Source organism: Rhizobium pantanalense, from assembly GCF_030182525.1.
GTDB lineage: Bacteria > Pseudomonadota > Alphaproteobacteria > Rhizobiales > Rhizobiaceae > Rhizobium.
Genome location: NZ_JAQJCH010000002.1, coordinates 563,302 through 586,641, shown reverse-complemented (window position 1 = coordinate 586,641; position 23,340 = coordinate 563,302). Strand labels below are relative to the sequence as shown.

Genomic DNA, 23,340 nt, shown 5'->3' with positions numbered 1-23,340 from the left:
ATCATACCAGTTGACATGTTGACAACGATTTGTCAAAACCGCCCTCAGCTTTGCTCAGAGGAGGACGGGAGATGGCTGGCAACTTCAAATATGCGCGTTGGTTCGGCGCTGCTGCTATGGCAGCGGCGGCGTTTTCGGCAACCAATGCTGCCGCGGAAGACCTGACGCTGTGGACGCTGAACTTCGACAATGGCGCGGCAAACGGCGCGCTGAAGAAGGTGGCGAAAGACTTCGAGGCCGCCAATCCCGGCACCCATATCGAAATCGTCCAGCGCGGCGTCGATGAGCACAAGACCGCCCTTCGCGTGGCCGCGGGCTCCAGCAAAGGCCCGGATATCTATTTCAGCTGGGCCGGACTTGGCCTCGGCGGCGAATATGTGAAGGCCGGCCTCTCGCTGCCGCTCGACAAATATTACACTCAGTACAAGTGGAACGACGAACTGCTTCCGTCTGCCGCCGCCTTTGCCGATCTCTACCCGGGCGGCAAGCACGGTGTTCCCTTCACCTTCAAGGGCGAAGCGATCTACTACAACAAGAAGCTTTTCCAGAAGGCAGGCATCACCGGCGAGCCGAAAACCTATGAAGAGCTGCTGGCCGCAGCCGACAAGCTCAAGGCCGCCGGCATTCCGGCCTTCACCTTCGGCGGCTCGGTCAACTGGCACGTCATGCGCTTGATGGACGTGCTGCTGGAAACCAAATGCGGCGCCGACAAGCATGACGCCTTGATGGCCATGAAGGCCGACTGGACCAAGGAGCCCTGCGCAACCGACGCCTTCACCGAATTCGCCAAGTGGACGAAGGATTACACGCTGAAGCCTTTCATGGGCATCAGCAACCAGCAATCCTACACGCTGTTCGTCGCCGGCCGTGCTGCGATGATGCTCGAAGGCGACTGGCTGGTCAGCCAGTTGAGCGGCAGCAAAGTCAATCTCGACGATTACGGCGTGGTGCCGTTCCCGACGAACACCAATCGCCTCTATGGCTTTGCCGAGTACAATTACATCAGCACCAAGAGCAAGAGCCCGGATCTTGCGGCAAAATTCCTCGACTACTTCCTGTCGACAAAGGTGCAGCAGGATCTCGTCGGCCAGATCAGCTCGATCTCGGTCAACAAGAATGTCCAGTACACGGACCAGAAGCCGCTCGAGGCGAAGTGGCTTGAGATCTTCAAGACCTACAGCAAGGTCTACATGAATGGCGACCAGGCCTTCCCGCTCGACGTCACCACCGAATATTTCCGGGTAATCAACGACGTCGCCTCCGGCAACATCCAGCCGGCCGATGCCGCCAAGCAGCTGCAGACCTTCATCGCCGGCCGCACCTGATCCTTTGAGGGAGGCCGCCACGCCGATCGTCATCGTGGCGAACGGCCTCCCTTACCTTCATGCCCATGCGTCAGCTGCCGCCGGGAGCAATCAGAAATGTCATTCCGCAATCGCACACATGATCCCCGCGTCCAGGCAGCGATCCTGCTTGCCCCGGCCATGCTGATCTACGTGATTTTCGCGCTTTACCCGATGCTGAACGTAGTGGTGCTGAGCTTCCAGAAATGGAACGGCCTCGATCCGCAGCGCCCCTTCGTCGGCCTCGCGAACTATCAATATATCTTCACGCAGGACCCGGTCTTCTGGGTCGCCTTCCGCAACACCGTGATCTGGACGATCATGTGCGTGATCTTTCCGCCCATGGTCGGGCTGCTGCTGGCGCTGAGCCTCAATCAGAAACTCTTTGCCCGCAATACCTTCCGCGCCATCTTCTATCTGCCCGTCATTATCGCCCCGATCGCGGTCGCGACCATGTGGAAGTGGATGTACGATCCCTTCTTCGGTCTCTTCACCGAAATTCTGACGTCGATGGGACTCCAGGACTGGATCCAGGACTGGCTCGGCAACAAGGACATCGCACTCTATTCGGTCTTCGTCGCCTACCTCTGGCAATCTGTCGGCTTTTCCATGGTCCTGTTTCTTGCCGGCCTGCAGAATGTCTCGCAGACGCTGGTCGAAGCCGCCCGCATCGACGGCGCCGGGCGTTGGAACATCTTTCGTTACGTGACTCTGCCCGCGCTGCGCACGACGCTGACCATCGTGCTGGTGCTGTCGGTCATTTCCTCACTGAAGGCCTTCGATATCGTCTACGGCCTGACCGGCGGCGGGCCGGCGCAATCGACGCAAATGCTAGCGCTCTGGGCCTTCACGCAAGCCATGCAGATCTTCGATTTCGGCCGCGGTGCCGCGATCTCGGTCGTCCTGCTGCTCATCACCATCGTTGTCGTCATTCCCTACCTGCGCTGGACGCAAAAGCATGAGGAGGCCGAACAATGACGGCAGCATCGGCCACATCCATGTCGGACGACTTCGAGACCATCATACCGGCAAAGCGCAAGCGCGATCCCGTCTTGATCGGCCTGTGGATCGCGCTGCTGGTGGTGGCTGCGATCTGGCTTGCACCTTTCGTCTTCATCGTCTTCACCTCGCTGAAAACGCAGGCGGACGTGACATCGACCGGCGCCTTCATGCCGCCATTCAATCCGGCCTTCGAGAATTATTCGAGCGCCTGGGGCCGCGGCAATTTCGCCAACGCCTTCCTGAACAGCACCATCATCACCGTCATTAAGGTGCCGCTCGGTCTCATCCTCTCGGCGATGGCGGCCTATGCGCTCGCCAAGATCCGGCTGAGGTTCGGCAAGTTGCTGCTGCTCCTCGTCGTTTTCGGCACGATGATCCCGTTTCAGGTCATGCTGGCGCCGCTGTTTACACTGGTCAATTCGCTCGGGCTGATCGACACCTATCCCGGCGTGATCCTGCCCTACATCGCCTTCGGCGTGCCCTACCAGGTCTTCATCCTGCATGGCTTCTTCAAAGGCATTCCGAAGGAATTGTCGGAAGCGGCCCTGATCGACGGCGCCAGCCATTTCACCATCTTCCGCCGGATATTCCTGCCCGTCTGCCTGCCGGTGCTCGCCGCGCTGCTGATCCTGGATTTCGTCTCGACATGGAATGAGTTCGCCATGGCGCTCGTGCTGCTGCAGGATCAGCACATGTGGACGCTGCCGCTCGGCCTCATGTCCTTCCAGGGCCAGTTTTCCAATGATTACGGCCAGTTGAACGCGGCGATCGTCATGACCGTGCTGCCGGCCACCATCGTTTATCTGATCTTTCAGCGCTACTTCGTCTCCGGCCTCACCTCCGGTGCGGTCAAGGGCTGAGCGGTCGGACCATCCATACATCTTCCGAGGAGAATATCATGTCCAACGCGTCCGTCGAAAAATGGGGAGTCTTCGAAGTGGCCTTCAACGGCCCTTCTGGCGGCAATCCCTATCTCGATGTGGCATTCGATGCCGTCTTCAGCCAGAACAGCCGTGAGGTACGCGTGCCCGGCTTTTATGATGGCGATGGTGTCTATCGCGTTCGTTTCATGCCCGATAACGAAGGCGATTGGTCGTTCCGCACGCGCTCGAAGACATCGGAACTGGACGGCAAGACCGGCTCCTTCGTTGCGACGAAGCCGTCCGTAGGCAACCACGGCCCTGTGCATGTCCGCAACAAGTTCCACTTCGCCTATGCCGACGGCAAGCCGTTCCTGTCCTTCGGCACCACGTGTTATGCCTGGACGCATCAGCCGCTCGAGATGCAGGCCCAGACGCTCGAAACGCTGAAGAAATCACGCTTCAACAAGATTCGCATGGGTGTGTTCCCCAAGGACTATCCCTATAACGTCAACGAGCCGCTCTACACCTGCTTTGAAAAGGGCGCGGACGGCAAGGAAGACTTCGATCGTCCAAACCCCGTCCTCTTCCGCCATTTCGAGACCCAGGTCGCAGCCCTCTGTGATCTCGGCATCGAAGCCGATATCATCATGTTCCACCCCTATGATCGCTGGGGCTATGCCGATATGTCGGCAGAGCAGGATTTCCGCTACGTCGCCTATCTCGCGGCGCGCCTCGCCGCCTATCGCAATGTCTGGTGGGCGCTTGCCAACGAGTACGACTTCCTTCTCGACACCAAGCCGCTGCAGCAGTGGGACCGCTATTTTCACATTCTCGAAGAGAACGATCCCTATGGCCACCTGAAGTCGATCCACAACGGTGAGCCGACGATGAACTTCGATCATCGCAAGCCCTGGGTGACACACACTTGCATTCAGAACTGGGACGTGAAGCGCACGCAGGAATGGCGCGAGGCCTATGGCAAGCCCGTTGTCAACGACGAGCCGGAATATGAGGGCAACATCATCCAGTCCTGGGGCAATCTGACGGCACAGGAGCTGGTACATCGCTTCTGGATCACGGTGACGCGCGGCGGCTATGCCGGCCACGGCGAAACCTATTCGCATCCGGAGGATCTGATCTGGTGGGCAAAGGGCGGCGGGCTGCGCGGCGAGGCCTGGAAGCGCATCGGCTTCCTGCGCGACCTGCTGGAGCAGGATGTGGCCAACGGCCTCGAACCCATGTCCTCCTATGGCGAATGGCCGTGGACGCGCGTTTCCGGCGCTAGGGATGGTGATGTCAGCTACATCTATCTCGGCGAGCACCAGCCGGTCATCTGGTCCACCGGTCTGCCGAAGGATGGAACCGACTATGATGTCGACATCATCGACACATGGGAGATGACGATCACGCTGGCCAAGAAGGTGGAAGCGCCGATCCCGCATCCGACGCGCCATGGCGCGATCGTGCGCGGCGGCAAGGCGGACGCCGCCTTCGGTGTGGAACTGCCGGGCAAGCCGTACCAAGCGCTCCGCATCCGCAAGAAGCATTGATCGATCCAGAAGGGAAAAAGTCATGTCCGGATTGACCATCAAGAACGTCAGGAAGTCCTACGGCGCAGTAAACATCATCCATGGCGTCGATGTCGAAATCTCGGACGGCGAATTCGTCATTCTCGTCGGTCCCTCGGGCTGCGGCAAGTCAACATTGCTGCGCATGATCGCCGGGCTGGAAGACATCACCGGCGGTGAAATCTCGATCGGCGGCCGGATCGTCAACGACCTGCCGCCGAAGGATCGTGACATCGCCATGGTGTTCCAGAATTACGCGCTCTATCCACAAATGACCGTGGCGCAGAATATGGGCTTTGCGCTGCAGCTTGCCGGCGCAAAGCGCGCCGAAATCGATCAGAAGGTCGGCGAAGCCGCCAAGATACTTGGCCTGCAGCCATTATTGGATCGCAAGCCGGCGCAGCTTTCCGGCGGCCAGCGCCAGCGCGTCGCCATGGGCCGCGCCATCGTGCGCGACCCCAAGGTCTTCCTCTTCGACGAGCCGCTTTCCAATCTCGACGCCAAGCTGCGCGTGAAGATGCGCGCCGAAATCAAGGCGCTGCATCAGCGCCTGAAGACGACGATCGTTTACGTGACGCACGATCAGATCGAAGCCATGACCATGGCCGACAAGATCGTGGTGCTGCAGGGTGGAAAGGTCGAACAGGTCGGCTCGCCGCTCGAGCTTTACGACCGTCCGAGAAATGTCTTTGTCGCCGGCTTCCTCGGCTCACCCGCCATGAATTTTCTCGAAGGCAAGCTTACCGGCGGTGTCTCGCCGGAGTTGGTATTGCCAACCGGCACACGCATCCAACTCGCCAGCGCTCCGGCTCAGTCGGAGGGTCGGGAGGTCGTTCTCGGCATACGTCCGGAAGATATCTCGTTTGCCACGGAGGCCGGCGTTAGCGCAACCGTGACCGTCGTCGAACCAACTGGCTCGGAAACGCATGTCGCGCTTGACCTCGAAGCCAAGGAATTGACCTGGGTGATGAGAGAGCGAGCCGAACTCGTGCCGGGCCAGACAATTCAGATCTCGCTCAAGACGCCGAACCTGCACTTCTTCGACAAGGCCAACCAGCAGCGACTATAGGAGACAGCAACCGCTGACTTAAATCACTCAGCCGCGCGCCTTTGGGTACCGTTCATGACTGAAAAAACACGCTTGACGAAAGCCTCACCGTCGAATTGCCGCGCAGCTCCCTCGGTCACGTGATCAGGGCGATCGAATATGAAGGTCTCGATATTGACGATCGGCAAGTTCAGCCGCGCCCGCACGTCACCGATCATCGCGGTATACGTCACCACAAGGTGACAACCGGTAGGATCGAACCATTCCTGAAGGCCGGCCGTCGGTATGGCTGCGACCGTCAATCCCTGTTGCGACAGAAGCGAACTGATGCGCGAGGCAATTTGCTGATTATCCAGACAAATCAACACATCGGTCTGCGAAGGGGACGGCGCATGGTTAGCCAGCATCAAACAACCTCTCGTTCACTCACATGCCCGAATATAATGATTCGGCGGTAACGGGGGTGTTATAAGTTGTTACATTTTGTTTCAAAATTAAGGCGGTCTAGCAGCCTCATGGCGGCGCCACAACTTCATTTTTTATTCGAGGTATTATTTATATCGTATTGATATAAATAATATTTACTGTGAAAATTCCAGCGAAGATCTATAGCCCGCGTCGGCTCACAGAAGCGAGCAATACCGCAGCGCGTCGTAAATCGCCGCGTGGATATTACGGCTTGCAATCGCGTCACCGATGCGGATCAAATCGAAGGAAGCGGCTTCGTTCTTGACGGGCAGCGGCGAGCGGCGGGCGATCAATGCAGGATAATCGACCGCGCCCAAGTTACGCGATAAGGGCTTCAACTCCAGGTAAAGCTCATCATTCGCGACGGTACCGTGTTCGACGACCACCTGGGATACTCTGCGTTCCCATTGCGTCTCCTCTGAGAAATCCGACCTGAGGACGGCGACGAGCGCATTGCCATCGCGCCGCACCGATTTCAGCCTGGTATTGATGGTGACACGGACATTCTTCTCGGCGAAGGTCTTGGCATAGGGCACATGGTTCATGCCGCCCATCTCGGGCGCAAAGAAGCGCTCCGGCGAGACGAGTTCCAGTTCGGCGCCGCCATTGGCGATGACTTCGGCCGCGGACATGCCCGGATGTCCGCCATTGTCGTCATAGAGCAGAACTTGACCCTCGGCCTTTACGGCGCCGGCCAGAATGTCCCAGGAGGAGGTGACAAGGCTATCGCCGCTCTCCAGCTCCGGAGATTGCGCGATACCGCCCGTCGCCACGACGACGAGATCGGGCTCGAACGCCATAACATCATCCGCCCCGGCATAGACGTCATAGTGGATAGTAACATCGAGACGCTCCAGCTCTGCCAGTCGCCAATCGATGATGCCGATCATCTCCTTGCGGCGCGGGTTGCGGGTGAGCAGATTCACTTGCCCGCCCGCCTTGCTGCTCGCCTCCAGCACGTCGACCCTATGGCCGCGCTCGGCCAGCACGCGCGCCGCCTCCAGGCCCGCAGGCCCGGCACCGATGACGACAGCCTTGCGCGACGCCGCCGCGCGCTCGATCCGATGCGGCATCTCGGCCTCGCGGCCGGTAGCCGCATTGTGAATACAGAGCGCCTCGCCACCTTCATAGATCCGGTCGAGACAGTAGGTCGCGCCGACGCAGGGGCGGATATTGGCCTCCTGTCCGGACATTACCTTGTTGACGATGTGCGGATCAGCGATATGGGCGCGTGTCATGCCGACCATATCGAGCTTGCCTTCCGCGATTGCATGACGCGCCGTCGCGACATCGCCGATGCGGGCGGCGTGGAAGACTGGGAACTTCGTCGCCGCCCTCACCTCGCCGGCAAAATCGAGATGCGGTGCCGAGGCCATGCCCTGGATCGGAATGACATTGTTGAGCGCCGCGTCGCTATCGATGTGGCCGCGAATGATATTGAGGAAATCGATGTTCCCCGACGCAACCAGCCGCCTAGCGATCTCGACGCCTTCCTCCCGCGAAAGCCCCTTTTCCCAATCCTCGTCAGCGACCATGCGCATGCCGACGATGAAATCCGGGCCGACCGCCTTGCGGATGGCCTCTGTCATCATCATCGAAAACCGCATGCGGTTTTCAAGCGAACCGCCGAATTCGTCATCGCGCCGGTTGGTTGCCGGTGACCAGAAGCCGTCGGTCAGATGGCCGTAGGCCTCGATCTCGATACCGTCGAGGCCGGCCGCCTGCATGCGTTGTGCCGCTGCCGCAAAGTCGCCAATGATCCGTTCGATATCCCAATCTTCAGCCGCCTTCGGAAAGGCCCGATGCGACGGCTCGCGAATTGGCGACGGCGCCAATACCGGCAGCCAATCGCCCTTGTTCCAACCGGTGCGGCGGCCAAGATGTGTCAGCTGGATCATCACGGCCGCACCAAACTCATGACAGTCGTCGGCGAGCTTCTTCAGCCAGGGCACGATCTCATCGCGATAGGCATGGAGGTTGCCGAAGGCCGGCGGCGAATCCGCCGAGACGATCGCCGAGCCCGCCGTCATCGTCAGCGCGATGCCACCCTTTGCCTTCTCGCGATGATAGAGCCTGTAACGATCCGTCGGCATGCCGCCTTCCGAATAGGCCGGCTCATGCGCCGTCGACATGATACGGTTCTTCAGTGTCAGGTGCTTGAGCTGATAGGGCTGGAGCAAGGGATCGTTGGAGGTCATGTCGCTTTCATCGCGTTTATGAAGTCGAGGCTCGAACCGCTATCTTTGCCGAGACAAGAAGTTATGGCTATAGCCGATTGACGGGAGTCCGACGGCGGCGGCTATGCCGGAGGTCGATGGCCGTGTGCCAGACGATTGTCGCGAAGATGATCGCCCCACCGACAAAAGTGGCAACCGACGGCATCTCGGAGAAGAAGAGCCACACCCAGAAAGGCGTCAGCACGATTTCCATCGAGCTGATAAGCGCAGCGTCGGCAGCAGGCATCTTCCTTGATCCGAACAGGAAGAGGACAAAAGCGAGCGCGAAATTCGTCGCCCCGAAAGCGGCAAGCAGAAGCCAGTTGTGAACATCCACCGAGCTTGTCGAGGCAAAGGGCACGAAGACGACGAATGTCAAAAGCCCGCTGACGACACTCGACGGCAGGATCGGAATGCTCGGATCCATGCGTGGGATGACGATGATGAGGGCGAAGGTAACAGTCATGCCGAGCGCCAGCAGATCGCCAACGCCTGTGCCGCCGCCAATCGAAGATGCGACAATGACAGCAACGCCGATGAGGCAGATGCCGCCGGCGATCAAGGTCCGCTTCGCGACCCGCTCCTTCAGCATGGTCCAGCTGAGGAAGGCGGCAATAAACGGCGCCGTCGCATAGATCATGGTCACGTTTGCGACCGTGGTCATATAGAGCGCGCCGATGAAGCAAGCCTGGCTGATCGTCTGGCAGACCAGCATCGCCAGCCCGGCAGGATGAAAGATCGATGCCCATTGCCTGCGCGAAAACCCGCCTTCGAGGAAAAAGCTGGGAATTAGCAGAAACAAGCCGCCAAACAGCGACCGCCAGGCGATCGCCGTCCATATGTCCGTGGTCAGCAGGCGCGCATAGATGCCGCTGCAGCTCCACGCAAGCATCGCTGTCGCCACAAGTATAACGCCCCTCTCATATTCGCTGGCAAAAGCGGAGCGGGCCGGAAACTGGAATGTCATGTACGGACTCGAGGAACGAAGGAACGTCCCTTGTGTGCGCCGATATTTGACATCAGGCAAACGAATAGTAGAGATAGTAGCTATCAGAAATATTTGTGACCCCAATGCGTGAACCCATTGAGAGCGACCTTCTGCGGACATTCCTCGTCATCAGCGAGACGTCCAATTTTTCCACGGCCGCTCAAAGGATCGGCCGCACACAATCGGCCGTCAGCGCCCAGATCAAGCGGCTCGAGGATACGATCGGCGAAACGCTCTTCGAAAGAAGTGCCCGGGGCGCCGTTCTTACCCAAGCCGGCACCCAATTGCTTCCCTATGCGCAGCGCGTGATCGAGCTCTTGAACGAGGCTGCGGCGAATATCCGCACCAAACCGCTCGACGGACCGGTCCGGATCGGAATTCCAGAGGAATACAGTCAGACTGTTCTACCCGCGGCACTGGCCGCTTTTGCTATTAGGCACCCGGCCGTCGAAGTCACCGTTTCATGCGATTACACGGCGCATAATCTGGCCGCGCTGGAAAAAGACGAACTGGATCTCGCCGTCGTCTTCGATTGGAGCAACCAGAACAAGGGCGAAGTTCTCTGCATCGATCCCACGGTCTGGGTGACATCCATGGTGCATCGCCTGCATGATGCCGTGCCGCTGCCTGTTGCCACCTATCGCAACTCGACATGGGCGCGCGACTTCGCCTTGCGCTCGCTGGAGCAGCAGGGCCGCGCCTATCGCATCGCCTTCATCGCCGATACGAGTTCGGGCTTGAAGAACGCCGTCTCCGCCGGGCTTGCCGTGACCACCCTGTCGCGCAGTAACATTCCGCATGGGTGCCGCGAGCTGACCAGTGACGATGGTTTCCCACCTGTGGATTCATCGCGCGTCGTGCTTCGACGCAATCCCTATCATTCGAGCGAGGCGATCCGGGAACTGGCAGAGATGGTGCGCGAGGCCTTTCGTCCTATGTCGGCTCTGCTGCAGCCATAATGCGCCGGCGCAGCCTGCGCCGCGTGCCGGATGGACTTTCGGAAAAGCTGGCACGATAGCTGCGCGAAAAAGCCGATGCCGAATTGAAGCCTGTCATGGCTGCAATCTCTGCAAAAGAGGCTTTCGTCTCGATGACCTTGCGCCGTGCTGCATTGAGCCTCAGTGCCAGATAATGCACATGCGGCGGCGCGCCGATGCTCTCCTGGAAAAGCGCCTGCAGATGGCGTGCGCTGACGCCAACACGGCGGGCGAGACGTGTCAGCACCAACGGCTGCTCGATATGGTCCTCCATGAGGCGAATGGCTTGTGCAACCCGCGGATCGCGCATGCGCAGGCCGGCCGTCGATGGCGAAAGTTCTGCCGCGCTTGGCGTGCTTGCTGGCTCGTAGATGAACAGGCGGCTGACTTCCAGCGCCAGCGAATAGCCTTGCCGTCGCCGGATGATCTCCAGCATCAGATCGACTGTCGGCAGGGAGCCTGCCGTGGTGATCCGCTTGCCATCGATCACGTAGCGATCCTTAACCGCACGCACCTGCGGATAGGCGAGCGCGAAATCGTCGTAATCCTCCCAGTGGACGGCAGCGGAAACATTGTCGAGCAGGCTCGCCTCGGCAAGCAGCCACGTGCCGGACTCGATGCCGGCAACCATCGAGCGATGGCGCGCGGCTTGCGACAATTGCATTTTCAGCGCCTGTGTCGCGCTGCGCCGCCAATTGTAGCTGGCGAGCACGAAAAGCGGTGCGGTATCCGAGCTCGAACGAAAGCCAGAACAGGCGGGCACCGGAATAAGGCTCGTCGTCTCAGCGGGAGAGCCGTCCGGGGTGAAAAGGCGCCAGCGATAAAGCTCGGCTCCGGAAATACGATTAGCTCCACGCAAGGGTTCGATCACTGATGCAATCAAGATCAGGTTCGTCTCCGGAAGAATCAGCAGATCGATATCGAGTGTCTCATTGGCCGCTGTCAGCATCACGCATTCCTCCAGGCGTTCCGAAACTGTATCGGATGCTTCCGATAATGCAAAGCAAGAAGGCGCATCATGGCTCGTAATGTCCTCAATACGAGGGAGAACAAAAATGCCTCTTGCGATGAATCGCGATGTCTTCATCACCTGTGCCGTGACCGGCGCCGGCGATACGGTTTCGAAATCCAGCCATGTTCCGATCACTCCCAAACAGATCGCGGAATCCGCGATCGACGCCGCCAAGGCTGGGGCGGCCGTGGTTCACTGCCATGTCCGCGATCCAGAAACGGGCGCAGCCAGCCGCCGCAACGAACTCTATAGGGAAGTCACCGATCGTATCCGTTCGGCAGACATCGATGTCGTGCTGAACCTGACGGCCGGCATGGGCGGCGATCTGATTTTCGGCGATGTCGAGAGCCCCCTGCCCCTGAATGCCAAAGGCACCGATATGGCAGGGGCCACCGAGCGCGTCAGTCACGTTGCCGAGTGCCTGCCGGAGATCTGCACGCTCGATTGCGGCACGATGAACTTCAATCTTGGCGACTACGTCATGACCAACACGCCTTCGATGCTGAGGGCCATGGCGAAGAAGATGACCGATCTCGGCGTGCGCCCCGAGATCGAGGCCTTCGATACCGGTCATCTCTGGTTCGCCAAGCAGCTTGCCGAGGAGGGCTTGATCGAGGATCCGGTCCTCATCCAGCTCTGCATGGGCATCCCCTGGGGGGCGCCCGATGACCTCAACACCTTTATGGCGATGGTCAATAACGTTCCCAAAAGCTGGACCTTCTCGGCCTTTTCCATCGGTCGCAACGCCATGGCCTATCCGGCGGCGGCGATCCTTGCCGGCGGCAATGTCCGTGTCGGGCTGGAGGACAATCTCTATGCCGGCAAGGGCATGCTTGCAACCAATGCGCAGCTCGTCGAAAAGGCAGTGCAGGTGGTGGAAGGCATGGGCGCGCGCATCATCGGCCCCGAAGATGTCCGCAAGAAGTTGAAACTGACGAAGCGCTGAGGCCCTGATGACCAAGATCAACAAGGCGGCCTGCATCGGCGGCGGCGTCATAGGTGGTGGATGGATCGCCCGGTTTCTGCTGGCCGGCATCGATGTCGATGTCTACGATCCGCACCCGGAGGCAACCCGCATCGTCGGCGAAGTTTTGGCGAATGCCGAAAAAGCCTATGCGATGCTCACCGGCGCGCCGCTTCCGCCGCGCGGCAGGCTCACATTCAGGGATACGCTGGAAGCTGCGGTCGAGGGGGCCGACTGGATCCAGGAAAGCGTGCCCGAGCGGCTGGATCTCAAGCGCAATGTGCTGACGCAGATCGACGCAGCCGCAAAGCCCGATGCCTTGATCGGTTCATCCACCTCCGGCCTTCTGCCGACCGATCTGCAGCGCGACATGCGCCATCCCGAGCGCCTTTTCGTCGCCCATCCCTATAATCCCGTCTACCTGCTGCCGCTCGTGGAAATCGTCGGTGGCGAAAAGACCAGCGCTGCCACTATCCAGGCGGCGATGGAGCGCCTGCCGCCGATCGGCATGAAGGGCGTGCATATCGCCAGGGAGATCGAGGCTTTCGTCGGCGACCGGCTGCTGGAAGCCCTTTGGCGCGAGGCGCTGTGGCTGATTAAGGACGACATCTGCACCGTAGAGACGTTGGACGATGTTATCCGCTATTCTTTCGGCCTGCGCTGGGCACAGATGGGCTTGTTTCAGACCTATCGCATCGCCGGCGGCGAAGCGGGCATGCGGCATTTCCTGGCGCAGTTCGGCCCTGCCCTGCAGTGGAACTGGACGAAACTGATGGATGTCGTCGATCTCGACGATGCCCTTGTCGAAAAGATCGGCCAGCAGTCGGACGACCAGGCCGATGGCCTGTCGATCCGCGAGCTCGAGCGCATTCGCGACGAAAACCTCGTCGGCATCCTTCAGAGCCTGAAGGGAAGCCATGGCGGCAAGGGCTGGGGCGCCGGCAAGCTGCTGAAGGATTTCGAGCAGCAGCTTTGGGCCGCAGGTGGCGGAGAGAAGCAAGGTTTCGATATCTCGAAGCCGCTGCGCCTGATCGACACCAAGGTCAGCCCGGCATGGGTCGACTATAACGGCCATATGACGGAGCATCGCTATCTGCAGGTGTTCGGCGATACGTCGGATGCGCTGTTGCGCCTGATCGGTGTCGATCTCGATTATGTCGAGCGTGGTCACAGCTACTATACGGTGGAAACCCATATCCGCCATCTCGGCGAAGCCAAGCTCGGACAGGCCATTCATTCGACGGCGCAGATCCTCGCATCCGATGAAAAGCGACTACATGTCTTCCATGCGCTGCACGACAGCGCCAGCGGCGAGGTGATCGCCACCGCCGAACAGATGCTGCTGCATGTCGACGCGAAAGCAGGCAAAGCCGTCACCGCCCCGGAGGAGGTGCTGGCGAATCTGAGGCCGATTTCTGCCGCGCATGCAGCCTTGGCCATGCCGGAGGGAGCCGGCCGTCATGTGGGACAAAAACGCTAGGAGGAAGCGATCGTGAATTTCGGACTCAGCGAAGAACAGGAGATGATCGTCAAGACGGTCAGGGACTTCGTCGAGACGGAGATCTATCCGCACGAAAACGAGGTCGAGCGCACTGGCCTCGTGCCGCCCGATCTTGGGCTGGAAATCAAGCGCAAGTGCATCGAGCTGGGCTTCTATGCCTGCAATTTCCCGGAGGAAGTCGGCGGCGCCGGGCTCGATCACGTCACCTTCACGCTCGTCGAGCGCGAGCTCGGCCGTGGCTCGATGGGGCTCACCGTCTTCTTTGGCCGCCCATCCGGCATCCTGATGGCCTGCGAGGGCGAGCAGAGGGAGCGCTACCTCCTGCCGGCAGTGCGGGGGGAAAGGGTCGATGCGCTCGCGATCACCGAACCGGATGCCGGCTCCGACATGCGCGGCATGAAATGCGCGGCACGGCAGGATGGCGACGATTTCGTACTGAGTGGCACGAAGCATTTCATCTCGCATGCTGATGTCGCCGACTTCGTCATCGTCTTTGCCGCCACCGGCGAGGAGGACACGCATCGTGGCGTCAAGAAGAAGATCACAGCCTTCCTGGTCGATCGCGGCACGCCGGGCTTTGACATCCTTAAGGGTTATGACTCGGTTTCCCATCGCGGCTATCACAATTCCATTCTGAACTTCACCGACTGCCGCCTGCCGAAGTCGCAGGTGCTCGGAGAGGTGCATCGCGGTTTCGATCTTGCCAACCAGTGGCTCTATGGAACGCGCCTGACGGTTGCGGCCACCTGCGTAGGGCGGGCTCGCCGCACCTTCGATCTTGCCCTACCCTATGCGGCCGAGCGCAAGCAATTCGGCAAGCCGATCGGCGCCAATCAGGGCGTCTCGTTCAAGCTTGCCGACATGATCACCGAGATCGATGCTGCCGACTTGCTGACGCTCTCGGCCGCCTGGAAGCTTGACGCCGGCATTCCGGCCAACCGCGAGATCGCCTCGGCCAAGCTCTACGCCTCGGAAATGCTCGCCCGCGTCACCGACGAGGCAATCCAGATCTTCGGCGGCATGGGGCTGATGGACGATCTGCCGCTCGCCCGCTTCTGGCGCGACGCCCGCGTCGAACGCATCTGGGACGGCACGTCTGAAATCCAGCGGCACATCATCAGCCGCGACCTGCTCCGGCCGTTCGGAGCATGAGCTCATGACCCAGCGCTCGCTCGACCGCCTGATCCGACCCAAAACGATCGCCGTCTTCGGCGGCAGAGAGGCACGGCGCGTCATCGAGCAATGCGACCGCATGGGATTTTCCGGCGAGATCTGGCCGGTACATCCGACACAAGAGAGCGTGCTCGGCCGCCGCTGCTACAGGTCGGTCGCCGACCTGCCTGACGCGCCGGACGCCGCCTTCGTCGGCGTCAACCGGACGCTTACCGTCGATATCGTGAGGGAGCTCTCCGCCAGAGGCGCCGGCGGCGCCGTCTGTTATGCTTCAGGCTTCAGCGAGGCTGTGGCGGAACTGGCTGATGGCGCGGACTTGCAGCAAGCTCTTGTCCGGGCGGCTGACGCCATGCCGATCGTCGGGCCGAACTGCTACGGCATGATCAACGGGTTGGACGGCGCCTTGCTTTGGCCGGATCAGCATGGCATCGTGCGCAGCGAGCGCGGCGTCGCGATCCTCACGCAATCCTCCAACATCGCCATCAATCTCAGCATGCAGAGGCGCGGCTTGCCCATCAGCTACCTGATGACAGCGGGCAACCAAGCGCAGACCGGGCTGTCGGACCTTGCGCGGGCCGTTCTTGAAGACCTGCGTGTCACGGCCGTCGGTCTGCATATCGAAGGCTTCGGCGACATAAGGGCACTGGAAGCGCTTGCTATGCGCGCGAGAGAGCTGAAGAAGCCCGTCGTCGCACTGAAAGTCGGCAAATCCGAACAGGCGCAGCGCGCCACCGTCTCGCATACGGCCTCGCTTGCCGGCAGCGATGCGGTGGCCGGCGCCGTTCTCGACCGCCTCGGCATCGGTCGTGTCGAAACGCTGCCGGAGCTCATAGAGATGTTGAAACTCCTGCATGTTGCCGGCCCGCTGGAAAGCAATGCCATCTCCTCTATGAGCTGTTCGGGCGGCGAGGCCTCACTGATGGCGGATGCCGCCGTCGGCCGCACCGTCGAATTCCGTGCCCTGAAACCCGAACAGCTACCCGCCTTGCGCGCGAGCCTCGGCCAGATGGTGACGCTCTCCAATCCCCTCGACTATCACACTTTCGTCTGGGGCGATCTGGGTCGGCAGACGGAGGCTTTCAGCGCGATGTTCGCCGGCGACTATGCCCTCAATCTCCTCGTCCTCGACTTCCCACGCGAGGATCGTTGCGATGGCGCCGACTGGATGATTACGGTTGCGGCCGTTACCGCTGCTGCAAAGCAGACCGGTGCTCGCGCCGGCATTCTGGCGACCCTGCCGGAAAACATGCCGGAAGCGATTGCCGAACAGTTGATCGAAGCTGGGATCGTGCCGTTTTGCGGCATCAGCGAGACGTTAGCGGCTGCAGATATCGCCATCGGCATCGCAAAGGCCTGGAATAGGCCACAGCTATTGCCGCTCCTTAACGCCTCCATTGCCGAAGGCGAGGTCGAGACCCTGAATGAAGCTGCCGCCAAGGCAGAGCTTGCCGCTGCGGGCCTCGCCGTCCCACTAGGCAGGATCGCCGCCACGGCGAGCGAAGCAGCCGATTGCGCGGAACAACTTGGATTCCCCGTCGCACTCAAGGCGCTTGGCGTCGAGCACAAATCCGATGTCGGTGCGGTCAAGCTCAACCTATGGGGTAGAAACGCCGTCAGAGACGCGGCGGAAGGCATGGCCGGTGTCGCACACGGATTCCTTGTCGAGCGGATGATCGACCGCCCAATCGCCGAGCTGATCGTTGGTGCGGTCCGCGATCCGGTCGTCGGCCTGACCCTGACGGTCGGCGCGGGCGGAATTCTCGTGGAATTGCTTGAGGATTCCGTCGTTTTGCCGCTCCCCGTGACGAAAGCCGAGGTTCTCGAGCGGATTTCACGGCTGAAGGTTCGGAAATTGATCGAAGGCTATCGCGGCAATGCAGGCAGCAGCCTCGAAATCGTTGCTGACGCCGTCCTATCAGCGGCAGAATATGTCGTAACGAACGCCGCACATCTTGAAGAACTAGACATTAATCCATTGATGGTTCTAGCAGAATCTCGGGGCGCCATTGCGGCGGATGCCCTCATCCGGCGAAGGAGGTAGCGGAAGTTGCAAGACCCCATTCGAACCCGCTCTGAAGACGGCATCCTCGAAGTCATAATCGACCGGCCCAAGGCGAATGCCATCGATCTCGCGACCAGCCGCAAGATGGGGCTGATCTTTCGCAATTTCCGCGACAACCCGGATCTGCGCGTCGCCATCGTCACCGGCGCTGGCGAAAAGTTCTTTTCTGCCGGCTGGGATTTGAAGGCCGCGGCTGATGGTGACGCGGTCGATGGCGATTATGGCGTTGGCGGTTTCGGGGGCATGCAGGAACTGCGCGACCTCAACAAGCCGATCATCTGCGCCGTCAACGGCATCTGTTGTGGCGGCGGGCTGGAAATCGCTCTGTCAACCGATCTCATCATCGCCGCGCCGCACGCGACCTTCGCTTTGCCCGAGATCCGCTCCGGCACCGTCGCCGATGCGGCGTCGATCAAGCTTCCGAAGCGCATCCCCTATCATATCGCCATGGATATGCTGCTGACCGGCCGGTGGCTCAATGTCGAAGAGGCGCATCGCTGGGGCTTCGTCAACGAGATCGTCATGGCCGACAAGCTGATGGACAGGGCCTGGGAACTCGCCCGCCTGCTCGCAAGCGGGCCGCCGCTGGTCTACGCAGCGATCAAGGAAATCGTTCGCGAAGCGGAGGGTTCGACGTTTCAAACTGCCATGAACAAGATCACCAAACGGCAGTTTGCAACGGTCGACATCCTCTATTCGAGCGAAGATCAATTGGAAGGCGCACGGGCTTTTGCGGAGAAGCGAGCCCCCATCTGGAAAGGAAGGTAGGAGGCGGCAGCAACCGCTGAATTTCCCGCATGCTGGCGGGCAACAGGCTTCAGGCGGAAGAGGAACCGTGACCTGAAGTGGCTTGCTCGATAGCTTTGTCAACACGGCAAGAAGAAGGAACAGGGGAATGAACGACTATACGAAATATTTGACCAGCCGCGTCACCGCGGGCGGGCTTAGCCGCCGCGAATTCATGGGACGCGCAATGGCCGCGGGCGTGACTTTGACGCTCGCTGACAAACTCTTTACTGAAAGCGCGATGGCAGCCGAACCGAAGCGAGGCGGTCATCTGAAGCTTGGCCTGGAAGGCGGTGCTGCAACCGATTCCAAGGATCCGGCGAAATTCCTGTCACAGGTCATGTTCTGCATCGGCCGTTGCTGGGGCGATATGCTGGTGGAATCACACCCGCTGACGGGTGCAGCCGTACCCTCGCTCGCAGAATCCTGGGAACCGTCGAAAGATGCCGCCACCTGGACCTTCAAGATCCGCAAGGGCGTCAAGTTCCACAATGGCAAGGATCTGACGATCGACGACGTCGTCGCCACGCTCAAGCGCCATACCGACGCGAAATCGGAATCGGGCGCGCTCGGCGTCGTGAAGTCGATCAAGGAGATCAAGGCCGACGGCGACAATCTCGTGCTGACGCTGACCGAAGGCAACGCCGACTTGCCGTTGCTCCTGACCGACTATCACCTCGTCATCCAACCGAATGGCGGCTATGACGATCCCTTCGCCTCGATCGGCACCGGCCCCTACAAGCAGGTCAGCTTCGAGCCCGGCGTGCGCGCCACGTTCGAGCGCAACAAGGACGACTGGCGTACCGACCGCGGTTTCGTCGACAGCATCGAAATCATCTGCATGAACGATGCGACGGCGCGTATTGCGGCGCTTTCGTCCGGTCAGGTCCATTACATCAACCGTGTCGATCCGAAGACGGTTGATCTTTTGAAGCGTGCTCCGAACGTCGAGATCCTGGCCACCGCCGGCCGCGGTCACTACGTCTTCATCATGCATTGTGACAAGGCGCCGTTCGACAACAACGACCTGCGTCTGGCGCTGAAATACGCCATGGATCGCGAGACCATGGTCAAGAAGATCCTCGGCGGCTACGGCAAGGTCGGTAACGACTTCCCGATCAACAGCACCTATGCACTCTTCCCCGAAGGGATCGAGCAGCGCAAATACGATCCCGACAAGGCCGCCTTCCATTACAAGAAGTCCGGCCATAGCGGCTCGGTCTTGCTGCGCACATCGGAAGTCGCCTTCCCCGGCGCCGTCGATGCGGCCGTCCTTTACCAGGAAAGCTGCAAGAAGGCGGGGATCAACATCGAGGTCAAGCGCGAGCCGGGCGACGGCTACTGGACGAATGTCTGGAACGTCCAGCCCTTCTCCACCTCCTATTGGGGCGGACGACCGACGCAGGACCAGATGTATTCCACCGCTTATCTTTCGACAGCGGACTGGAACGACACGCGCTTCAAGCGACCCGACTTCGACAAGCTTCTGCTTCAGGCCCGCTCCGAGCTGGACGAAGCCAAGCGCAAGGAGCTCTACCGCGCCATGGCGATGATGGTGCGCGACGAAGGCGGCGTCATTCTGCCGATGTTCAACGATTTCGTGAACGCTTCCACCAAGCAGGTGAAGGGCTATGTCCACGATATCGGCAACGACATGTCGAACGGCTATGTCGCGACCCGCGTCTGGCTGGACGCCTGATGCCCGAATCCGGGCGAAAACGCCCTCATCTCTGACACAGCCTGGACCGCGAAAGCTTTTCGCGGCCCTCCCGACGTTTCAAGCAATTCCCGGAAAAATGCACAGCTGTTTTTCGTCCGAAATTGCGTAAAACAACAAGATTGAGCGGCTTAACGATTCCCATGAAACATGGAGCCGCTCTCAGTGCGAGGCATCGGCATGTCCAATTCACCTCCCGGAACCGTTCTGCCGGGGCTGAGGTTCAAGCAGCGCTTTCCGCTGCTGTCCCTGATCATCGAGCGTTGCGTGCTCAGCATCATTTTGCTGTTTGCCGTCTCGGTCCTGATCTTCGGCGGGCTCGAAGCCCTGCCCGGCGATTTTGCAACCACTTATCTCGGCCAGTCGGCAACGCCGCAGGCGGTCGCCAATATCCGCGAAGAGCTTGGCCTCAACCGGCCCGTTGTCACGCGCTACGTGGAATGGCTCGGCAATGCGGTTAAGGGCGATTTCGGCACCTCCTGGGCCAGCAAGAATTCCGTTGGCGAGCAGATCGGCAAGCGGCTCGGCAATTCGCTGTTTCTGGCCGGCTTCGCAGCCTTGATCTCGGTGCCTCTCGCCGTCTGTCTGGGAATGCTCGCCGTCCATTTCAGGAACCGGTTGCCTGACAAGATCATCAATGTCATTTCGCTGGCGGCGATCTCGCTGCCGGAATTCTTCATCGGCTATCTCCTCATCATGTTCTTCTCGGTTAAATTCGGTATCGCGACCTTTCCGGCCACGGTTTTCGACGGCATGGGCTTCATCGACCGGCTGAAGGCCATCGCGCTTCCGACTGCGACCCTGGTCTTAGTCGTGCTCGCCCACATGATGCGCATGACCCGGGCGGCCATTCTCTCCGTCATGTCCTCGGCCTATATGGAAACGGCCGAATTGAAGGGGCTCTCCGCCTTCCGCGCCATCGTCAAGCATGCCGCGCCCAATGCGCTGGCGCCCATCATCAACGTCATCGCGCTGAACCTTGCCTATCTGATCGTTGGTGTCGTCGTCGTGGAGGTCGTCTTCGTCTATCCCGGCATGGGCCAGTATATGGTCGACGCCGTGACGGTGCGCGATATGCCCGTCGTCCAGGCATGCGGGCTGATCTTCGCCGCCGTCTACATCTTCCTCAACATGACGGCAGACATTCTCGCCATCATCGCCAACCCGCGTCTGAGGCATCCGCGATGAGATTGAGAGATATCCCCATCACCGCCTGGATCGGTATCGTCGGTATCCTGATTGCGTTTATCTGTGCGATCTTCGCTCCCTGGATCGCTCCTTACGGCGAGACTGAAGTCGTCGGCAACGTCTGGCAGCCCGCCGATGCTCAATATTTCTTCGGCCTCGACAATCTCGGCCGCGATATTCTGTCGCGTCTGATCTACGGCACCCGCACGACGCTCTTCGTCGCGCTGGCGGCTACGATCATCTCCTTCTCGCTCGGCATCATCCTGAGCTTTACCGCCGCCGTCTCGCGCGGATGGATCGACACGGTCTTTTCGCGCTTCAATGACCTGATGATGTCGATCCCGACGCTGATCTTCGCGCTAGTCGTGCTCGCTGTCCTGCCACAGAACCTGATCGTGCTGATCCTCGTCATGGCGATCCTCGATTCCACCCGTGTCTATCGCCTCGGCCGTGCCGTGGCGCTCGATGTTGCGGTCATGGAATTCGTCGAAGCCGCTAAGCTGCGCGGCGAAGGCAAGATCTGGATCATCTTCCGCGAGATCCTACCGAATACGCTGTCGCCGCTGCTGGCGGAATTCGGACTGCGCTTTGCCTTCTCGATCCTGTTTCTCTCCACCCTCTCCTTCCTCGGCTTGGGCATCCAGCCGCCGGCGGCCGACTGGGGCGGCATGGTCAAGGATAACAAGGACGGCATCATCTTCGGCATCTCCGCCGCCCTCGTGCCGGGCTCCGCCATTGCGGCACTCGCAATCTGTGTCAATCTGGTGGTCGACTGGCTCCTAAGGCGCACCTCCAGCCTCAAGGGAGGGCGTGGCGATGCCTGAGCTTCTTTCCGTTCGCGATCTCAAGATCGAGGCAACCAGCTATCCGCCTGGCGAGCCGCCCAAACGCGTCACCATCGTCGATAGCGTCTCCTTCGACTTGCAGAAAGGCAAAGTGCTCGGGCTGATCGGCGAGTCCGGCGCCGGGAAGTCCACCATCGGCCTTTCCGCCCTCGCCTACGGCCGTGGCGGCGCCGAAATCACCGGCGGCCAGGTATTGCTTGACGGCACCGACATCCTGCCGCTCGGCAAATCCGGCATCCGCGGGATTCGTGGCGCCCGGGTCTGCTATGTCGCGCAATCGGCAGCGGCCGCCTTCAATCCGGCGCATCGCTTGGGTGATCAGGTCATCGAAGCAACTGTCAAACATGGCCTGATGTCGAAGGAAGAAGCAAGAAAGCGTGCCCTCTATCTCTTCCGGGTGCTTGGCTTGCCCAACCCGGAAACCTTCGGGGACCGCTACCCGCACCAGGTCTCGGGTGGCCAGCTGCAACGCGCCATGACCGCTATGGCGCTCTGTTCCAATCCCGAACTGATCGTATTCGATGAACCGACGACCGCGCTCGACGTCACCACGCAGATCGACGTGCTCGCGGCGATCAAGCATGCGATAGAAGAAACGCATACCGCCGCGCTTTACATCACCCATGACCTCGCCGTCGTCGCCCAGATTTCCGACGACATCATGGTGCTGAGGCACGGCAAGACGGTGGAATATGGCAGTGTCCAGCAGATCATCGAGGAGCCGCGACAGGACTACACCCGCGCGCTCGTCAACGTCCGCCAGGAGATACGTGCAGAAGCCGCCGATCAGACGAGCACGCTTTTGAAAGTCGAAAATATCAGCGCGCAATACTCTAATGGTTTCAAAGTATTGCACGATGTTTCTCTACACGTTCCTAAAGGCCAGACCTTGGCGGTAGTCGGAGAATCCGGCTCCGGGAAATCGACGCTTGCGCGCGTGATTACCGGCCTGCTGCCGCCAAGCGACGGGCAGATTTCCTTTGAAGGCAAGCCGCTTACACCTGCCCTGAAAGACCGTTCGCGGCAGGAGTTGCGGCGTATCCAGCTGATCTACCAGATGGCCGATACCGCCATGAACCCGCGCCAGACCGTGCGCGATATCATCGGCCGGCCGCTGACCTTTTATGACGGCCTGCGTGGCGCTGCCAAGACAGCGCGCGTGAAAGAGCTGCTGGATCAGATCGAAATGGGCAACGGTTTCATCGACCGTTATCCGGCCGAGCTTTCCGGCGGCCAGAAGCAGCGTGTCGCCATCGCTAGAGCGCTTGCGGCCAAGCCGGAACTCATCCTTTGCGATGAGCCGACCTCGGCACTCGATCCGCTTGTTGCCGAAGGCATTTTGAAACTGCTCTTGAAGCTGCAGGAAGAGGCGCATCTCTCCTACGTCTTCATCACCCACGATATCGCCATCGTGCGCGCGATCGCCGACAGCGTCGCGGTGATGCATCGCGGGAAGCTCGTTCGCTTCGGCCCGAAATCGCAAGCGCTTTCGCCGCCCTTCGACGATTACACCGACCTGCTTCTGAAATCCGTTCCCGAGATGGAAATCGGCTGGCTGGAGCGCGTGCTGACAACGCGGAAGATGGAGAGCGCCGGAAATTAGAGGGACCGGCTTCTTT

19 protein-coding genes are annotated in these 23,340 nt (G+C 60.3%); 15 read left to right on the top strand and 4 right to left on the bottom strand.

Annotated elements, in window-relative coordinates:
* Positions 1-71: 71 nt before the first annotated feature.
* From PH558_RS08760 to PH558_RS08740, 5 genes are all read left to right on the top strand, one after another.
* Positions 72-1,325, top strand: a complete 1,254-nt coding sequence (locus tag PH558_RS08760; protein WP_113407717.1) for an ABC transporter substrate-binding protein — start codon at positions 72-74, stop codon at positions 1,323-1,325.
* A gap of 96 nt (positions 1,326-1,421) precedes the next feature.
* Positions 1,422-2,321 carry a carbohydrate ABC transporter permease gene (locus tag PH558_RS08755; protein WP_285203592.1) on the top strand — a complete coding sequence of 300 codons (900 nt, stop codon included), beginning with the start codon at positions 1,422-1,424 and terminating at the stop codon, positions 2,319-2,321.
* Complete coding sequence (locus tag PH558_RS08750) at positions 2,318-3,205, top strand: carbohydrate ABC transporter permease (RefSeq protein ID WP_285203591.1); 888 nt, start codon at positions 2,318-2,320, stop codon at positions 3,203-3,205. Before PH558_RS08755 ends, PH558_RS08750 begins: the two co-directional genes overlap by 4 nt.
* A gap of 38 nt (positions 3,206-3,243) precedes the next feature.
* Positions 3,244-4,758 (top strand): DUF5060 domain-containing protein, encoded by a 1,515-nt coding sequence (locus PH558_RS08745; protein ID WP_285203587.1) that lies wholly within the window; start codon positions 3,244-3,246, stop codon positions 4,756-4,758.
* Between the two features lie 22 nt (positions 4,759-4,780).
* A complete protein-coding gene (locus PH558_RS08740) occupies positions 4,781-5,845 on the top strand; it encodes an ABC transporter ATP-binding protein (protein WP_285203583.1) in 1,065 nt (354 codons plus the stop codon).
* Positions 5,846-5,868: 23 nt separating this feature from the next.
* On the opposite strand, the gene PH558_RS08735 is transcribed toward PH558_RS08740, so the two are convergent.
* From PH558_RS08735 to PH558_RS08725, 3 genes are all read right to left on the bottom strand, one after another.
* The gene (locus PH558_RS08735; protein WP_285203582.1) at positions 5,869-6,231 is read right to left on the bottom strand and encodes a hypothetical protein; all 363 of its coding nucleotides are present in this window, start codon (positions 6,229-6,231) and stop codon (positions 5,869-5,871) included.
* 216 nt (positions 6,232-6,447) lie between these two features.
* Positions 6,448-8,490, bottom strand: a complete 2,043-nt coding sequence (locus PH558_RS08730; protein ID WP_285203580.1) for an NADH:flavin oxidoreductase — start codon at positions 8,488-8,490, stop codon at positions 6,448-6,450.
* A gap of 67 nt (positions 8,491-8,557) precedes the next feature.
* On the bottom strand, positions 8,558-9,475 hold the full coding sequence (locus tag PH558_RS08725; RefSeq protein WP_285203579.1) for a DMT family transporter: 918 nt from the start codon (positions 9,473-9,475) through the stop codon (positions 8,558-8,560).
* A gap of 104 nt (positions 9,476-9,579) precedes the next feature.
* Between PH558_RS08725 and PH558_RS08720 the strand changes: the two genes are divergently transcribed.
* Complete coding sequence (locus PH558_RS08720; RefSeq protein WP_285203578.1) at positions 9,580-10,455, top strand: LysR substrate-binding domain-containing protein; 876 nt, start codon at positions 9,580-9,582, stop codon at positions 10,453-10,455.
* Here PH558_RS08720 and PH558_RS08715 read toward each other — a convergent pair.
* On the bottom strand, positions 10,430-11,422 hold the full coding sequence (locus PH558_RS08715) for a GlxA family transcriptional regulator (RefSeq protein ID WP_095436554.1): 993 nt from the start codon (positions 11,420-11,422) through the stop codon (positions 10,430-10,432). The genes PH558_RS08720 and PH558_RS08715 overlap by 26 nt on opposite strands.
* A gap of 106 nt (positions 11,423-11,528) precedes the next feature.
* Here PH558_RS08715 and bcoG point away from each other — a divergent pair, with 106 nt between their 5' ends.
* The 9 genes from bcoG (at position 11,529) to PH558_RS08670 (ending at position 23,324) form a co-directional block, all read left to right on the top strand.
* The gene (bcoG, locus tag PH558_RS08710) at positions 11,529-12,431 is read left to right on the top strand and encodes a 3-dehydrocarnitine:acetyl-CoA trimethylamine transferase BcoG (protein WP_112344957.1); all 903 of its coding nucleotides are present in this window, start codon (positions 11,529-11,531) and stop codon (positions 12,429-12,431) included.
* Positions 12,432-12,438: 7 nt separating this feature from the next.
* Positions 12,439-13,929, top strand: coding sequence for a carnitine 3-dehydrogenase (locus PH558_RS08705; protein ID WP_285203573.1), 1,491 nt, complete (start codon positions 12,439-12,441; stop codon positions 13,927-13,929).
* Between the two features lie 12 nt (positions 13,930-13,941).
* Positions 13,942-15,102, top strand: a complete 1,161-nt coding sequence (locus PH558_RS08700) for an acyl-CoA dehydrogenase family protein (protein WP_285203571.1) — start codon at positions 13,942-13,944, stop codon at positions 15,100-15,102.
* 4 nt (positions 15,103-15,106) lie between these two features.
* Positions 15,107-17,164 carry an acetate--CoA ligase family protein gene (locus PH558_RS08695; RefSeq protein ID WP_285203567.1) on the top strand — a complete coding sequence of 686 codons (2,058 nt, stop codon included), beginning with the start codon at positions 15,107-15,109 and terminating at the stop codon, positions 17,162-17,164.
* A gap of 6 nt (positions 17,165-17,170) precedes the next feature.
* The gene (locus PH558_RS08690) at positions 17,171-17,953 is read left to right on the top strand and encodes a carnitinyl-CoA dehydratase (protein ID WP_285203566.1); all 783 of its coding nucleotides are present in this window, start codon (positions 17,171-17,173) and stop codon (positions 17,951-17,953) included.
* A 127-nt stretch (positions 17,954-18,080) separates the two neighbouring features.
* Complete coding sequence (locus PH558_RS08685) at positions 18,081-19,670, top strand: ABC transporter substrate-binding protein (protein WP_285203564.1); 1,590 nt, start codon at positions 18,081-18,083, stop codon at positions 19,668-19,670.
* A 198-nt stretch (positions 19,671-19,868) separates the two neighbouring features.
* Positions 19,869-20,876, top strand: a complete 1,008-nt coding sequence (locus PH558_RS08680; protein ID WP_113407811.1) for an ABC transporter permease — start codon at positions 19,869-19,871, stop codon at positions 20,874-20,876.
* Entirely contained in the window at positions 20,873-21,700 is an 828-nt protein-coding gene (locus PH558_RS08675; protein ID WP_285203558.1) for an ABC transporter permease, read from the top strand. Before PH558_RS08680 ends, PH558_RS08675 begins: the two co-directional genes overlap by 4 nt.
* The gene (locus PH558_RS08670; RefSeq protein ID WP_113407704.1) at positions 21,693-23,324 is read left to right on the top strand and encodes an ABC transporter ATP-binding protein; all 1,632 of its coding nucleotides are present in this window, start codon (positions 21,693-21,695) and stop codon (positions 23,322-23,324) included. Before PH558_RS08675 ends, PH558_RS08670 begins: the two co-directional genes overlap by 8 nt.
* Positions 23,325-23,340 lie beyond the last annotated feature (16 nt).

What these genes read in the sequence shown, in the direction of transcription:
- PH558_RS08685 (WP_285203564.1), top strand. Translation starts at nt 18,081, where the DNA reads ATGAACGACTATACGAAATATTTGACCAGCCGCGTCACCGCGGGCGGG.
- PH558_RS08740 (WP_285203583.1), top strand. Translation starts at nt 4,781, where the DNA reads ATGTCCGGATTGACCATCAAGAACGTCAGGAAGTCCTACGGCGCAGTA.
- PH558_RS08725 (WP_285203579.1), bottom strand. Translation starts at nt 9,475, where the DNA reads ATGACATTCCAGTTTCCGGCCCGCTCCGCTTTTGCCAGCGAATATGAG.
- PH558_RS08670 (WP_113407704.1), top strand. Translation starts at nt 21,693, where the DNA reads ATGCCTGAGCTTCTTTCCGTTCGCGATCTCAAGATCGAGGCAACCAGC.
- PH558_RS08745 (WP_285203587.1), top strand. Translation starts at nt 3,244, where the DNA reads ATGTCCAACGCGTCCGTCGAAAAATGGGGAGTCTTCGAAGTGGCCTTC.
- PH558_RS08715 (WP_095436554.1), bottom strand. Translation starts at nt 11,422, where the DNA reads ATGCTGACAGCGGCCAATGAGACACTCGATATCGATCTGCTGATTCTT.
- PH558_RS08675 (WP_285203558.1), top strand. Translation starts at nt 20,873, where the DNA reads ATGAGATTGAGAGATATCCCCATCACCGCCTGGATCGGTATCGTCGGT.
- PH558_RS08695 (WP_285203567.1), top strand. Translation starts at nt 15,107, where the DNA reads ATGACCCAGCGCTCGCTCGACCGCCTGATCCGACCCAAAACGATCGCC.
- PH558_RS08755 (WP_285203592.1), top strand. Translation starts at nt 1,422, where the DNA reads ATGTCATTCCGCAATCGCACACATGATCCCCGCGTCCAGGCAGCGATC.
- PH558_RS08735 (WP_285203582.1), bottom strand. Translation starts at nt 6,231, where the DNA reads ATGCTGGCTAACCATGCGCCGTCCCCTTCGCAGACCGATGTGTTGATT.
- PH558_RS08730 (WP_285203580.1), bottom strand. Translation starts at nt 8,490, where the DNA reads ATGACCTCCAACGATCCCTTGCTCCAGCCCTATCAGCTCAAGCACCTG.
- bcoG (WP_112344957.1), top strand. Translation starts at nt 11,529, where the DNA reads ATGCCTCTTGCGATGAATCGCGATGTCTTCATCACCTGTGCCGTGACC.
- PH558_RS08680 (WP_113407811.1), top strand. Translation starts at nt 19,869, where the DNA reads ATGTCCAATTCACCTCCCGGAACCGTTCTGCCGGGGCTGAGGTTCAAG.
- PH558_RS08750 (WP_285203591.1), top strand. Translation starts at nt 2,318, where the DNA reads ATGACGGCAGCATCGGCCACATCCATGTCGGACGACTTCGAGACCATC.
- PH558_RS08720 (WP_285203578.1), top strand. Translation starts at nt 9,580, where the DNA reads ATGCGTGAACCCATTGAGAGCGACCTTCTGCGGACATTCCTCGTCATC.
- PH558_RS08705 (WP_285203573.1), top strand. Translation starts at nt 12,439, where the DNA reads ATGACCAAGATCAACAAGGCGGCCTGCATCGGCGGCGGCGTCATAGGT.
- PH558_RS08760 (WP_113407717.1), top strand. Translation starts at nt 72, where the DNA reads ATGGCTGGCAACTTCAAATATGCGCGTTGGTTCGGCGCTGCTGCTATG.